This is a genomic window from Pseudomonas sp. GW821-FHT09E12, from assembly GCF_059416085.1.
Genome location: NZ_JBWKOM010000005.1, coordinates 590962 through 605625, shown reverse-complemented (window position 1 = coordinate 605625; position 14664 = coordinate 590962). Strand labels below are relative to the sequence as shown.

Sequence of the window (14664 nt, the reverse complement as noted above, 5' to 3'; positions counted from 1 at the left end):
GCCCGAGACAAAAAAACGCCCCGTGCGAAAGATCGGACACGGGGCGATGCGTTATACCGCGAGACGGTTCGGGAATTTCTGTCAGTGCAAGATCGGGTGTGGCGGGACCAGGCCAGGCCTCAAACCACCAGCCCCTTGCGGCATTGCAGCTGCGCGGTGCGTACTCGCGAAAAGGCCCGCGCCAGGCGCAGCAGCATTTCGTCGATGTTGGCCTTGCTCACCGTCAACGCCGGGGTAAAGCGCAGGCAGTCCGGTTGGGTTGCGGCCAGCAACAGACCTTCGTAACGGGCCGCCTTGACCACGGCCTCGGCCGAGTCGTCGGCCAGGCTCAGCCCCCAGAACAATCCCTGCCCACGCAGTTCTCCCTGGGCATAACGATTCGCCAGGCGGGCCAGCCCTTCGCGCAAGTACTGGCCGTTGTCCCGCACATGCTCGAGAAAGCTGTTGTCCAGCACGCTATCGAGCACTGCCAAACCCGCGGCGGTCATCAGCGCATTGCCATGATGGGTACCGTTCAGCTCACCCACCTCGAAGCAACAGGCCTTGCCACGCGCCAGCAAGGCCGCCAAGGGCACGCCACCACCGAGGCCTTTGCCCAGGGCCACGATGTCGGCGCGCACGCCATAGAGTTGTTCGGCCAGCAAGGTGCCGCAGCGGCCGATGCCGGTTTGCACTTCATCCAGGATCAGCAGGATGCCCAGCTCGCGGCACAGGCGCTCGACCCCCTTGAGGTAATGCTCGGTCGCCGGAATCACCCCGGCCTCGCCCTGGATCGGCTCGAGCATGATCGCCACGGTCTGCGCGTCTACCGCGGCATGCAAGGCTGGCAGGTCGTTGAAGGGAACATGACTGAAACCCGACAGCTGTGGCTCGAAGCGATTGGCGATATGGGAGCTTGCCGACGCCGACATTGCCGCGAAGCTGCGACCGTGGCAGCTGCCGCTGGCAGTGATGATCTTCGCGGCCCCGCCGCGATGCAGCTGGCCCCATTTGCGGGCCAGCTTGATCGCCGCCTCGCAGGCTTCGCTGCCACTGCTCAGCAGATAGGCCTGGTCGCTACCGGTGCTGCGGCACAGGCGCTCGCTGAGGTTGAGCATGCCGCGGTTGTAAAAGCCCGAACCGGGGTTGATCAGTGACTGGGCTTGGGCCGTCAGCGCCTTGACCAGCGCTGACGGGCTATGGCCAAGGCTGTTGGCGGCGTTGCCCTGGACGAAGTCGAGGTAGGCGCGGTCATCGCTGTCCCACAGCCATGAGCCCTGGCCACGTACAAACACTGGATGGGGTCGCTGCACGCTGGGCATCAGGCACTCACTGGAAAGGTTGTCGCTCATCGGCGACAGGCAGGGCTCGGCCGCCAGATCATCAAGGCTCGGCTGAGGGCGGCGCAGGCTGAACAGGTTCATGCGCTCAACCCCTGCAGCGGCAGGCCCAGCAGGCGCGCGGACCAATCCTCGATCAGGCCGGTGCGCATGCGCTTGATCGCGATGTCGCGCCAACGCGACGCCAGTGCCGGACAGTCCACCAGTTTCTTCAAGCCCGCATGCTCCAGAGGTTCTCGATAAAAACAACGCAGAGCCCAGGCCACGGTCAACCCCGGGTAACTGCGCTGGATCAGCTCGAAGGGCTGATCGGCACTGACGAAACCGGGTTTGAGCACCCGGTAGAACCAGCCGCAGCGACCATTGTTTTGCGCCTGTTGCGGCAGGTCGGGGATGCCCCAGCGGTGGCTCAGGCGATAACAGGGCGAACGCGGCTGGCTGACCTGCAGCAGCGCGCCGCCCCAGCGGAACATATCGCCGAGGCAGACCTGTTCCTCGGTCAGGCCGTGGGTAGACAGGTTTTCGCCAAAGGCCGGGGCACACCAGTCGATCTGTGGATAACGCTTGCGCCAGTAGCTGTAGTGTTCGGCGGGGTAATGGTGCAGCGCCCGCTCCGGGCCGGTATGAAAGCGCGGGTCGCCGTGTTCGTCGCTGCCCAGGCCCTGCGGCCATAACCAGAGTCGGCTTGCAACCGGACGTTTGTCCGTATCACTGATCAAACCCTGTCCGAGGTTTTTTGCCTTGCCTATGTAAACACCATCCACGTAAACGGTATTCATCTCGCCTTCTGGCCCTGTAAGCCCTGTGAATAGGGGTTAGACTAGGCTTCTGCGGCCTATCGGGCCATTTCGATTTTCCAGCTTTTTCGATAAGCAGAACTTATGGATTTTAAACAACTGCGTTATTTCGTCGCGGTGTATGAAGAAGGTCACGTGGGACGAGCCGCCGAGCGCCTGTCGATCTCCCAACCCGCCCTCTCGCAACAGATCCGTCAGCTGGAACAGAACCTCGATGTCAGCCTGTTCGAGCGCAGCAGCAAGCGCCTGTTGCCGACCCTGGCGGCCCATACCCTGTACAACCATGCCCTGCCCTTGCTCGACGGCATGCAACGGGCTCGTGAAGCCCTGGGCAACTTCAAGGGCCAGGCCCTGCGCACGCTGGCGATCGGCGTACTGCAAACCGTGCACAGCAGCCTGGTGCCGCAAATGCTTGAGCGGGTGCGCAAGGCCCAGCCGCATCTGGTGGTGCAGATCTACGAATTGACCGGCCTGGAAATCGAACGGCGCCTGCTCAATGGCTCATTGGATATCGGCATCAGTTATCTGCCGCCGCGCCAGCCAGGGTTGCATGGCGTACAGCTCTACGAAGACGAGTTGACCCTGGTGATTCCTGCCGAACATCCCCTGCGCGAATTCAAGAAGGTCTCCATGAGCCAGGCCGCGGAGCTGCCCATGCTGTTGTTGGGCGAGGAGTTCCAGATACGCCAGATCTGGCAGGCGCAGCTGGCCAACCTCGGACGCCGGCCGCAGGTACAGGCGGAACTGAACAATATGGCGGGGATTCTCGACAGCTTGCCCAACACCCGCCTGGCGACGGTCCTGCCAGGGCGCTCGCGGCAGACCCACAGCCATACGGACCTGTTATGGAAACCGCTGAGCGAACCGAGGGTGCCGTTGAAAGTGGGGCTGGTATGTCGTGATGTGCAGCGTCAGCAGGCAACCCTGGAATTGCTGCGAACCTTGCTGGAAGAAGAGATGAGCGGTCCGGAAGGACGGATGACAGGCCCGGTGACGCTGGAAGGGCTGGGTTGAAGCAGCGCAGATAAAAAACGCGGGCAAAAGAAAACCCCGCCGAAGCGGGGCTTTGCAGACTGTTTCCCTGACATCCTTTTCACTCCACCATCCTGGCGGAATCCTACGTGTCCGTGTTATTGCTTTGCGCTTCCTGCGCGACGTCCATGTGAAGTAGATTAGCTCTGGATCCAATCTGCCGATATGGGTGATTAGCAGCACGTCATGTAAGAGAATGCTTACATGACGTGGCCGTGCTCAGAACTGCTCCGCATCCAGCAGGAACAGTGATTCGCTACCCGCCTTCACCGATGCGCTCAGCGAGTGGATACGCGGCAGCAGACGGGCGAAGTAGAAGCGCGCGGTACCCAGCTTGCTGGCGTAGAAATCGTCTTGCGACTCCTTGCCCTGGGCCGCTTTTGCCATCAACGCCCACATGTAGGCGTACGCCGTGTATCCGAATGCTTGCAGGTATTCGACCGAGGCCGCGCCGATTTCGTTCGGATTGGTCTTGGCCCGGTCCAGCAGCCAGGCCGTCAGTTCGTCCAGGTTATCCAGTGCGTCGTTCAACGGCTTGGTGAACTCGGCCAGATCGGCGCTGGCGGTCGCGGTGAAATGGCGAATCTCGTCAGCGAACAGCTTGTAGAACGCCCCGCCGCTGCCGACGATCTTGCGCCCGACCAGGTCCAGCGCCTGGATGCCATTGGTGCCTTCATAAATCTGCGTAATGCGCACATCGCGCACCAGCTGCTCCTGGCCCCATTCACGGATGTAGCCGTGGCCGCCGAAAACCTGCTGGCCGTGAATCGTGGTTTCCAACCCCAGGTCGGTGAGGAAGGCCTTGGCCACCGGCGTCAGCAGGGCCACCAGATCTTCCGCGCGCTTACGCACCAGCGCATCTTCGCTGAACTTCGCGGTATCCAGTTGCATCGCCACATAGGTGGAGAACGCGCGGCCGCCTTCGTTCGCGGCTTTCATGGTCAACAGCATGCGACGCACATCCGGGTGCACGATGATCGGGTCAGCGACCTTGTCCTTGGCTTGCGGGCCGGTCGGCGAACGGCTTTGCAGGCGATCGCGGGCGTACTCCACGGCGTTCTGATAGGAACGCTCGCCCGAGGCCAGGCCTTGGATACCGACGCCCAGACGCTCGTAGTTCATCATGGTGAACATTGCCGCCAGGCCCTTGTTCGGTTCACCAACGATGTAACCGACGGCTTCGTCGAAGTTCATCACACAGGTGGCCGAGGCCTGGATGCCCATCTTGTGTTCGATCGAACCGCAGTTGGCCGGGTTGCGCGCGCCCAGACTACCGTCGGCGTTGACCAGGAACTTCGGTACCAGGAACAACGAAATGCCCTTCGGTCCCGCCGGTGCGTCCGGTAGCTTGGCCAGCACCAGGTGGATGATGTTCTCGGTCAGGTCGTGCTCACCGCCGGTAATGAAGATCTTGGTGCCGCTGACCTTGTAGGAGCCGTCGGCCTGCGGCTCGGCCTTGGTGCGAATGATGCCCAGGTCGGTACCGGCATGCGGCTCGGTGAGGCACATGGAGCCGGCCCAGACGCCTGCATACATGTTCGGCAGGTAGGCCGCCTTCAATTCTTCGCTGGCGTGGGCATTGATCGACAGACAGGCGCCCGCGGTCAGCATCGGGTACAGACCAAACGACAGGCTGGCCGAGTTGACCATTTCCTCGACCTGGGCCGATACCGCCTTGGGCATGCCCATGCCGCCGTAGGCTGGATCGCCGCCGACGCCGACCCAGCCGCCTTCGGCGTAAGTCTGATACGCCTGTGGAAAACCTGCTGGCGTAGTCACCGCACCGTCGCTCCAGTGACAGCCCTCTTCATCGGCGCCGCGGCTCAGCGGGGCGATACTTTTGCCGGTGACTTTGCCGGCTTCCTCAAGAATCGCTTCGACGGTTTCAGCGTCGACGGTGTCGGCCAGAGCAGGCAGTTCGGCCCAGAGTTTGGCGACCTCGAAAACTTCATTGAGGACGAAGCGCATATCGCGCAGGGGCGCTTTGTAGTCAGCCATGGCAAACCTCGCAAGATCTAAACAAGTGGACCCGAACGGCCCCAGTTACGAAAGCTCGAGTGTACCCGAACAACTTTTGCGACACATAGGGTCAACTCATGACTTTAATGTAATTTTTAGTCACCAAAGATCGCGAGCAAACTCGCTCCTGCAAATATCTGCAGGAGCAGGCTTGCCCGCAATGGACGATTACATGAAAACCTAGAGCGCAAACAGCTCCGCCGGCAACGTCATCAGGCAGTCACTGCCCGCCTCGATCGCCGCCAGATGGGCTGCGGTACGCGGCAGCAAGCGCTTGAAGTAGAACTCGCAGGTCGCCAGCTTGGCCTGGCAATAATCGGCATCCTCTTCACCGGCGTCGAGCCGGGCCTGGGCCACCAGCGCCATGCGCAGCCACAGGTAGGCGAGGATGATGTAACCGCTGTACATCAGGTAATCCAGCGCCGCGGCGCCGACTTCGTCGGGGTTCTTCATCGCCGCCATCCCGACCTTGGTGGTCAGCGCGCCCCACTGCCGGTTGAGCCCGTCGAGTTGCGTCACATAACCCTTGAGTTGTGGATGCTCGGCATTGACCACGCAGAATTTGTGGACGATCTTGGTGAAGCCCATCAACAACTTGCCCTGACTGCCAAGCACCTTGCGCCCCAGCAGGTCCAGGGCCTGGATGCCGTTGGTGCCTTCATAGATCGGGGCGATGCGACAGTCGCGCACCAGTTGCTCCATGCCCCATTCGCGAATGAAGCCATGCCCGCCAAACACCTGCATGCCGTGGTTGGTCACCTCCAGCCCGGTTTCAGTCATGAAGGCCTTGCAGATCGGCGTCAGGAAAGCCAACAGGTTCTCGGCATCCTGGCGCTGGGTCTCGTCGGCGGCCAGGTGCGCCACATCCAGCAACTGCGCGGTGAAATAGGCTAGGGCGCGATTACCTTCGTTGAAGGCCTTCATGGTCAGCAGCATGCGCCGCACATCGGGGTGGACAATGATCGGGTCGGCGGCTTTGTCCGGCGCCTTCGGCCCGGTCAGGGAGCGCATCTGCAGACGGTCGTTGGCGTACTTGATTGCGCCCTGGAAGCTTGCCTCGCCCAGGCACAGGCCCTGCATCCCGGTACCGAGGCGCGCGTGGTTCATCATGGTGAACATGCAATTCAGGCCCTTGTTGGCCTCACCGATCAGGAATCCCTTGGCGCCATCGAAGTTGAGCACGCAGGTGGCCGACGCCTTGATGCCCATCTTGTGTTCGATGGAGCCGCAGCTCACACCATTGCGCTCACCCGCCTCGCCATCGGCGTTGGGCAAAAATTTGGGCACGATAAACAGCGAAATGCCCTTGGTACCGGCCGGCGCATCCGGCAGCTTGGCCAGCACCAGGTGGATGATGTTTTCACTCATATCGTGCTCGCCGGCCGAGATGAAAATCTTACTGCCGGAGACCGCATAGCTGCCGTTGGCCTGGGGCACGGCGCGGGTCTTGATGATGCCCAGGTCGGTGCCGCAATGGGCTTCGGTCAGGCACATGGTGCCGGTCCATTGGCCGGCGGTGAGCTTGCTCAGGTAGGTCAGCTTCTGCTCTTCGCTGCCATGGGCGTGAATCGCCGACATGGCGCCGTGGGTCAGGCCCGGGTACATGCCCCAGGAAGTGTTGCTGGAGCCAACCATTTCGCTGATCACCAGCCCCAGCGAATGCGGCAGGCCCTGGCCTCCGTAGTTCGGGTCCGCCGCCAGGCCGTGCCAGCCGCCTTCTACATACTGGGCGAAAGCCTGCTTGAAGCCTTTTGGCGTAGTAACCACGCCATTGTCGAAATGGCAGCCCTCTTCATCGCCCGGGCGGTTCAACGGCGCCAGCACGTTTTCACAGAATTTCGCCCCTTCTTCTAGGATCGCGGCCATCATGTCCGGGCTGGCATCGCTGGCCCCCAGGGCGGCGTAGCTGGCGTGAAAGTCGAAGACGTGATCGATCAAAAAGCGCATGTCGCGCAGGGGAGCTTTGTACTCGGGCATGGTCGTTTCTCCGGCAGCAGATCAATCCAACCTACTGCCGCTCATCCGACCTGCCAATCACAGTCCAGACGCTGAATGCGCCGCTATCACTCAACCCGCAGCGGTGTCCATGCGCACCGCGCCACGGCGGTTCTGACCGAAGGCCATGACGCAGTTACGCCCCGCGCCCTTGGCGCTGTACAGCGCCTGGTCGGCAGACTTGAGCACCTCCTCGGGCGAGCGGTGCTCCATCTGCCGCTCGGCGACGCCGATACTGACGGTCACCGATACGCTGGACGCCGCGGCCACCCCCCGGCGCTGACGTCCTTGCTGGTCGTCCTGGGGACGGTTCTCCTGATTGCGCAACTGGATGTTGTAGTTGGCGATGGTCTCGCGAATGACCTCCAGGTGCGGCATGCATTCCTCAAGGCTCTTGCCGGCGAACACCACCGCAAACTCCTCACCGCCATAACGGTAGGCACGACCGCCGCCACTGACTTTCGACAGTTTGCTGGCCACCAGGCGCAGCACCTGGTCGCCCACATCGTGGCCGTGGATGTCGTTGAATTTCTTGAAGTGATCGACGTCACTCATCGCCAGCACATAGTTGCGCCCCAGGCGCTGCATGCGCTCGTTCAAGGCGCGGCGCCCCGGCAAGCCGGTCAGCTCGTCGCGGAAAGCCATCTGGTACGCCTCATGGGCAACGGCCGCGGCGATCATCAGCATCACCTGGCTGCACATAATGTTCAGGGTGAACGGCAGGATGAAGGTCTTGGGCAGCATCCAGAACAGCCCCAGCAGCCCCACCAACTGCGCCGCATGCAGCGGGCGTGGATTGCGCCAGTACTGGATCGCCAGCAACAGGAAGGCGGCGATAAACACCGGGTACGACAACTGGATCAGGCTCATCCAGGCGCCGTGCAGGGCCGGCCAACGGATTTCCGCCAGCCAGGCCAGCAGCGCCTGGGGATAACTCTGCTCCAGGCCCAGCGCCACGCTGCCAAAGGCGAGCAATACGGCAAACCGCGCCACCATGTCCTGGAACAGGTGGGTACGCTCCTGCCAGGCCGCAAACAGGCCGAACAACAGCGGCAGCAGCAAGCAGACCAAGTGGAACACCACGGCCGCATCCTCGCGGACCTTGCCGTTGTCACGGTAATAGTCGGTCTGGGTATCGAGCAGGAAATAGGCGATGTACACCGTGACCATCAGGAACAGTTCACGCTGGCGCCGGTACACCGCGCAATAAGCACCGCCGAGCAGCAGCACCAGGGTCGGCAAGACGTTGAACAGCGAGGTGAAGAAGACGTTGAGATCCTTGACGTAGGCAGCCGCGAGCCCCGCAAGCAAGAGTAACAATGACGGTAGAAAATGGCTGAAACGTACAGCAGAAGAACGCGGCAAGGTAAAGCTCCGACGCGGTTAAACAGTAGATGGCACTATGCCTTCACCTGGCATGGTTAAACAGCACAAATGTGATGCATGTCACATTGCCACTTCTGTAACGGCAGGGATCGGCTTCTTCTTAACGTTTTAGTCGGATTATTTTCAGATTCATCCCGCGCGCAAAAAAGCCGCTTCTCCCGAAGGAGAAGCGGCCTCTGAAGAGATGCCGGTAGGGCTTAGTAAGCCAGGCCGAAATCTTCCTCTTTCATGTCCATCAGGTTGTTGGCGCCCGACAGCATGGCCGCCACGTGAGTGCGGGTACGCGGCAGGATGCGCTGGAAGTAGAAGCGCGCGGTCTGCAGCTTGGCGGTGTAGAACGCCTCTTCGGTGGTGCCGGCAGCCAGCTTCTCGGCAGCCAGGCGTGCCATGTCGGCCCAGAAGTAAGCCAGGCAGGCATAACCGGAGTACATCAGGTAATCCACGGACGCAGCACCGACTTCTTCACGGTCTTTCATGGCCGCCATACCGACCTTCATGGTCAGCTCACCCCATTCCTTGTTCAGTGCAGCCAGCGGTGCGACGAACTCTTTGACCGACTCGTTGCCTTCGTTGCTCTGGCAGAACTTGTGGACGATCTTGGTGAAGCCTTTCAGAGCCTCGCCTTGAGTCATCAGCACTTTACGGCCCAGCAAGTCCAGCGCCTGGATGCCGGTGGTGCCTTCGTACAGCATGGAAATGCGGCTGTCGCGAACGTTCTGCTCCATGCCCCACTCGGCGATGAAACCGTGGCCACCGTAGATCTGCACACCGTGGTTGGCGGATTCGAAACCGACTTCGGTCATGAAGGCCTTGGCGATCGGAGTCATGAAGGCCAGCAGTGCGTCGGCTTTCTTCTTCTCTTCTTCGTCCACGCCGTACTTGACGATGTCGACCTGCTTGGCAGTGAAGTAGACCATGGCCCGGTTGCCTTCGGCGAAAGCCTTCATGGTCAACAGCATGCGGCGTACGTCAGGGTGCACGATGATCGGGTCGGCGGCCTTGTCCGGCGCTTTCGGGCCAGTCAGGGAACGCATTTGCAGACGATCGCGAGCGTATTTCAGGCCGCCCTGGAAACCGATCTCGGCGTGGGCCAGGCCTTGCAGCGCGGTGCCCAGGCGAGCGGTGTTCATGAAGGTGAACATGCAGTTCAGGCCTTTGTTCGCCGGGCCGATCAGGAAACCGGTGGCCGCGTCGAAGTTCATCACGCAGGTGGCGTTACCGTGGATACCCATCTTGTGTTCCAGGGAACCACAGCTCACGGCGTTGCGCTGGCCGACAGTGCCATCGGCGTTCGGCAGGAACTTCGGCACGATGAACAGCGAGATGCCTTTGGTGCCAGCCGGTGCATCCGGCAGGCGGGCCAGAACGATATGGACGATGTTGTCGGCCATGTCGTGTTCACCGGCCGAGATGAAGATCTTGGTGCCGGTAACTTTGTAGGAACCGTCGGCCTGAGGTTCGGCCTTGGTGCGCAGCATGCCCAGGTCGGTGCCGCAGTGCGGTTCGGTCAGGCACATGGTGCCGGTCCACTCGCCGGATACCAGCTTGGTCAGGTAAGCCTCTTGCTGCTCAGGCGTGCCGTGTTCGGAGATGGTGTTCATCGCGCCATGGGACAGGCCTGGGTACATGCCCCACGACCAGTTGGCTTCGCCGACCATTTCGCTGACAGCCAGGCCCAGGGACTCCGGCAGGCCTTGACCGCCATGCTCGACATCATGAGCCAGGCTTGGCCAGCCGCCTTCGACGAATTGCTTGTAGGCCTCTTTGAAGCCAGTCGGGGTCTTAACGCCGGACTCGCTCCAGGTGCAGCCTTCCAGGTCACCCACACGGTTCAGAGGGGCCAGTACCTGCTCACAAAACTTCGCGCCTTCCTCGAGGATGGCGTCAACCATGTCTGGAGTAGCGTCCTGGCAAGCCGGCAGGCTCTGATAGTGCGCTTCATAGCCGAGCAGCTCGTCACGAACGAAGCGAATATCACGCAAGGGGGCCTTGTAGTCAGGCATAGCGATAAACCTCTGCTGATGTAACCGGGAATGAACGACCGCGTTGATTTATTGTGGCGGTCAAACAGTTGTTTGAAACATACGTTTACGCCCAAACCTTGTCAAGCGCCGCGCAAACACCATTCGTCATCGATCCTCTGCAGGCCTTGCACGCAAAGGCCCACAGCGAATGCCGTGAAATATTCGGAAGCTGAATAGAGTGTAGGAGCTGGCAGGCCAGCAAGACGGAAGATGGGGCTTTGCAGGGCGTTCTTGCGCGGGTCACCCTGCCCGCAAAAATGGGCAGGACTACCTAAGGAGGGTCAAGCGTAGGTGTCGATCAGCGTACCGAGCACTTCATCGGCGGCCTTGGCGACTTTCACACCCAGCTCCGCCTGAACCTTGCCCATGGCCATCTCGACCATGTTGCTGGCCAAGTCCGATTGCTGGCTGCGATCGACAGATCGCAGACGCTCGACTTGTACCTCAGAGGATTGGCTGGCGACAGAACGTTCGATGGTCGTATTGGCGATCTGGCTGGCGGCCTGATCGACACGATTCTGCCCGGCCTGCACGGTACTCAGGCCGGCGTAGAAAGCGGTATTCCCGGAAATTTCCATGGGAGAATTCGACCCTGCAAGGAATGAACAGCGGCTATTGAACCAGACGCGTCAGAAAAAGACCCGTCAAAAACACTAATGGCACAGTGCCTCACCATAGGCAAAATCTAGTCAAGCAGGTCCAGTTGCAGATACTCGGCCACCGCTTCGGCGCTGACCGCCTTCAATCTCGGGACCCGCCCCAGACAAGGAGCGGGCAGGCGCTCCGCCAGCGTGGCGAGGTTCTCCTCGAGCCGCGAAGTCTTCGGCTCGATGATATTGGCCACCCAACCGGCCAGCTGCAATCCGTCCTGGGCAATCGCCTCGGCCGTCAGCAGGGCATGGTTGATACAGCCCAGGCGCACGCCCACCACCAGGATCACCGGCAGGCCCAGGGCCATGGCCAGGTCGGACAGGTTGTCCTGATCGGCCAGCGGCACACGCCAGCCACCGGCCCCTTCGATCAGGGTGAAATCCGCGCCCTTGGCCAGCACCTGACGCATGGGCGCCAGCAAGGCCTGAACAGTCAACGCCACGCCAGCCTCGCGGGCCGCCAGATGGGGAGCGATGGCTGGTTCGAAAGCCAGCGGATTGACCTCGTCATAGGTCAGCGGCAATGAACATTCAGCCAACAGGGCCAAGGCATCGGCGTTACGCAACCCCGCGGGGGTCAGCTCGCAGCCTGAAGCCACAGGTTTCCCGGCCGCGGTGCTCAATCCCGAGAGCCGCGCGGCATGCAGCAAGCCGGCGGCGACGGTGGTCTTGCCAACATCGGTGTCTGTTCCGGTAACGAAATAGGCTTGGCTCATAGCGGCTTCTCCAATACGGCGTAGACCACCTGGTAGGTCGCGGGCAATCCCTGCGCTTGACGGAACTGTTCGTAGGCGTCGATCAGGCCCTTGATCCGCGCCCGCCCTGTCAGCCCGCCGGGCCGTCCAGGGTTGAGGTTGTGCGCCCCCAGGGCCTTCAACTCATGGGTCAGACTGCGCACATCCGGGTAGTGCAGCACATGCGGACGGGTCTCCAGGCTCAGCACCTGCAAGCCGCTCGCCGCACACAGCTGTTGATATGTACTGAACTCACGAAAGCGATTGACATGCACCATGCCGTCGACCTGACGCCAACTGTCGCGCAATTCGTACAGCGTACCGACGCACAGGCTGGCAAAGGCCAGCACGCCGCCCGGCTTCAGCACCCGATGCGCCTCGCTGAGAACCGAACGGAAATCCGCGCACCACTGCACCGCCAGGCTGGAGAAAATCAGTTCGCAACTCTGCCCCTGCAACGGCAAACGCTCGGCATCGCCGGCAATGAAATACCGCGCCCCGCCCAACGGCCGGGCGTGCTCGAGCATGCCTTCGGCGATGTCCAGCGCCAGCCCTTCGCTGGCCTGGAAACGCTCGCCCAACAGGCGGCTGAAATAACCCGTGCCACAGCCCATGTCCAGCCAGCGGCCGGGCTCGCGGTCTTGCGGCAGGCGGCCCAGCAACTCGTTACCGACGTCGCGCTGCAGTTGCGCCACGCTGTCGTAACTGGACGCCGCGCGAGAAAAGGAAGCCGCCACCTGGCGCTTGTCGGGCAAGCTGCCGGGGGGCTTGGGAAGGGACAGATCAGTCATCACCGGACTCATGCAAAAAAGCCTGGATCGCCCCCGCCACACCGTGGGGATCCTCCAGAAGAAACGCGTGGCTGGCCTGCTCAATCAGGCCAACTTCAACATCGGGCAACAACGCCAGCAGTTCGCCCGCGGCTTCGGCCGGCACCAGGCCGTCGAGCCCGGCGAACAGATGCAACTGCGGTCCACGAAACGCCTGCAAGGCATGGCGGGTATCCAGCTGCGCCAGCAACTCCAGGCCAGCCATCAACACAGCACCCGAAGTATGCGGTGCGCCGCCCGACAGCAGGCGCGACAGGCCGCGCGGATCTTCGGCGCCCTGGGCACACAACAGGCTGAAGCGCTTGAGGGTGGTGCGTGGGTCGGCGTTACAGCCGGCCAGAAACCCGTCGAAGGCCTCCCCCGGCATTGCGCTTGCCCACTCGGCATGCGCCACGAAACTGGGGTTGCTGGCCAACGTCAGCAGACCGCAGCAGCGTTCACCACGACGCGCCGCCAGCTCGGAAGCCAGCATGCCGCCCAGTGACCAGCCACCGAGCCAGGCGTTGTCCGGGACGCTGGCGTCCAGTTCGTCGAGCCACTCATTCAGGTCGCTGGACTCCAGCTCCGGCAATGGCTCGATCTCGACCCGCAGGTGTTCGTCCAGCCCCTGCAGAGCCGCCGCCAAGGGTTCGAGCGGCGATACACCGAGACCCCAACCGGGCAGCAGAATCAGTCGATCACGCATGGCTTGGCTCCGGTCCCGGTTCGCTAAAACAATCCGCCAGTGCATTCAACAATAGCTGGACCTGAGCCTCACTATGGGCGGCGGACAGGGTCACCCGCAAGCGGGCGCTCCCCGTGGGCACGGTAGGCGGACGAATCGCGGTGACCATCAGGCCGCGCTCGCGCAGCATCTGCGACAGGCGAATCGCCCGCGCGCTGTCGCCGATCAGGATCGGCTGGATCGGCGTAAAGCTGTCCATCAGGGTCAGCCCGATCTGCTCGGCTCCCTGGCGGAACTGGCGGATCAGGGTATTCAGGTGTTCACGCCGCCAGTGCTCGCTGCGCAACAGCTCCAGGCTTTTCAGGGTGGCGCAGGCCAGGGCCGGCGGCTGGCTGGTGGTATAGATGTAGGGACGGGCGAACTGGATCAGGCTTTCGATCAGTTCCTCGCTACCGGCGACAAAGGCGCCAGCGGTGCCGAACGCCTTGCCGAGGGTGCCCACCAAGACCGGCACCTCTTCCTGGCTCAAGCCGAAGTGCTCGACGATCCCTGCGCCATTGGCCCCCAGCGGCCCGAAGCCATGGGCGTCGTCGACCATCAGCCAGGCGCCCTTGGCCCGGGTTTCGCGAGCCAGCGCCGGCAGGTCGGCCAGGTCGCCGTCCATGCTGAACACACCATCGGTGACCACCAGGGTATTGCCGGTGGCTTTCTCCAGGCGCTTGGCCAGGCTCTCGGCATCGTTGTGCAGGTAACGGTTGAAGCGCGCACCGGACAGCAGGCCGGCATCCAGCAATGACGCGTGGTTGAGGCGGTCTTCCAGCACCGTGTCGCCCTGCCCCACCAGCGCGGTGACCGCGCCGAGATTGGCCATGTAACCGGTGGTGAACAGCAATGCCCGCGGGCGGCCGGTGAACTCGGCCAGGGCTTCTTCCAACTGATGGTGGGGCGTGCTGTGGCCGATCACCAGGTGCGAAGCGCCACCGCCCACGCCCCAGCGGGACGCGCCAGCACGCCAGGCTTCGATCACTTGCGGGTGATTGGCCAGGCCCAGGTAATCGTTGTTGCAGAACGCCAGCAACGGCTGGCCGTCGACCACTACTTGTGGCCCTTGCGGGCTTTCCAGCAGTGGGCGCTGACGATAGAGATTTTCGGCACGACGGGCAGCGAGACGCGCGCGGAGATCGAAAGACATGCAGGCCTCGCAGGCAAGAAAA

The 14664-nt window shown here is 62.2% G+C and carries 12 protein-coding genes; 1 reads left to right on the top strand and 11 read right to left on the bottom strand.

Annotated features, from left to right (window positions below):
- Window positions 1–119: 119 nt before the first annotated feature.
- Complete coding sequence (locus AC07PQ_RS17900) at window positions 120–1403, bottom strand: aspartate aminotransferase family protein (protein WP_493185987.1); 1284 nt, start codon at window positions 1401–1403, stop codon at window positions 120–122.
- Window positions 1400–2098 (bottom strand): MOSC domain-containing protein, encoded by a 699-nt coding sequence (locus tag AC07PQ_RS17895; protein ID WP_053262892.1) that lies wholly within the window; start codon window positions 2096–2098, stop codon window positions 1400–1402. The genes AC07PQ_RS17900 and AC07PQ_RS17895 overlap by 4 nt, the downstream gene beginning before the upstream one ends.
- A gap of 102 nt (window positions 2099–2200) precedes the next feature.
- Between AC07PQ_RS17895 and AC07PQ_RS17890 the strand changes: the two genes are divergently transcribed.
- Window positions 2201–3130 (top strand): LysR family transcriptional regulator, encoded by a 930-nt coding sequence (locus AC07PQ_RS17890; RefSeq protein ID WP_492570664.1) that lies wholly within the window; start codon window positions 2201–2203, stop codon window positions 3128–3130.
- 237 nt (window positions 3131–3367) lie between these two features.
- Here the strand turns inward: AC07PQ_RS17890 and AC07PQ_RS17885 are convergent, their stop codons facing one another.
- The 9 genes from AC07PQ_RS17885 to bioF form a co-directional block, all read right to left on the bottom strand.
- Entirely contained in the window at window positions 3368–5146 is a 1779-nt protein-coding gene (locus tag AC07PQ_RS17885; RefSeq protein ID WP_493185986.1) for an acyl-CoA dehydrogenase C-terminal domain-containing protein, read from the bottom strand.
- Window positions 5147–5347: 201 nt separating this feature from the next.
- Complete coding sequence (locus AC07PQ_RS17880; protein ID WP_493185985.1) at window positions 5348–7144, bottom strand: acyl-CoA dehydrogenase C-terminal domain-containing protein; 1797 nt, start codon at window positions 7142–7144, stop codon at window positions 5348–5350.
- A gap of 90 nt (window positions 7145–7234) precedes the next feature.
- Complete coding sequence (locus AC07PQ_RS17875; protein ID WP_493185984.1) at window positions 7235–8527, bottom strand: GGDEF domain-containing protein; 1293 nt, start codon at window positions 8525–8527, stop codon at window positions 7235–7237.
- A gap of 218 nt (window positions 8528–8745) precedes the next feature.
- Window positions 8746–10551, bottom strand: a complete 1806-nt coding sequence (locus tag AC07PQ_RS17870; protein ID WP_007926069.1) for a phenylacyl-CoA dehydrogenase — start codon at window positions 10549–10551, stop codon at window positions 8746–8748.
- 302 nt (window positions 10552–10853) lie between these two features.
- A complete protein-coding gene (locus AC07PQ_RS17865; RefSeq protein WP_493185983.1) occupies window positions 10854–11150 on the bottom strand; it encodes a pyrroloquinoline quinone biosynthesis protein PqqE in 297 nt (98 codons plus the stop codon).
- Between the two features lie 107 nt (window positions 11151–11257).
- Window positions 11258–11938: a dethiobiotin synthase gene (gene bioD, locus AC07PQ_RS17860; RefSeq protein ID WP_493185982.1), complete on the bottom strand. Its 681-nt coding sequence runs from the start codon at window positions 11936–11938 to the stop codon at window positions 11258–11260.
- Window positions 11935–12747 carry a malonyl-ACP O-methyltransferase BioC gene (gene bioC, locus AC07PQ_RS17855; protein ID WP_087089422.1) on the bottom strand — a complete coding sequence of 271 codons (813 nt, stop codon included), beginning with the start codon at window positions 12745–12747 and terminating at the stop codon, window positions 11935–11937. The genes bioD and bioC overlap by 4 nt, the downstream gene beginning before the upstream one ends.
- Window positions 12740–13471: an alpha/beta fold hydrolase gene (locus AC07PQ_RS17850; RefSeq protein ID WP_493185981.1), complete on the bottom strand. Its 732-nt coding sequence runs from the start codon at window positions 13469–13471 to the stop codon at window positions 12740–12742. Before AC07PQ_RS17850 ends, bioC begins: the two co-directional genes overlap by 8 nt.
- Window positions 13464–14642 (bottom strand): 8-amino-7-oxononanoate synthase, encoded by a 1179-nt coding sequence (gene bioF / locus AC07PQ_RS17845; protein WP_007926064.1) that lies wholly within the window; start codon window positions 14640–14642, stop codon window positions 13464–13466. The genes AC07PQ_RS17850 and bioF overlap by 8 nt, the downstream gene beginning before the upstream one ends.
- Window positions 14643–14664: the final 22 nt, after the last annotated feature.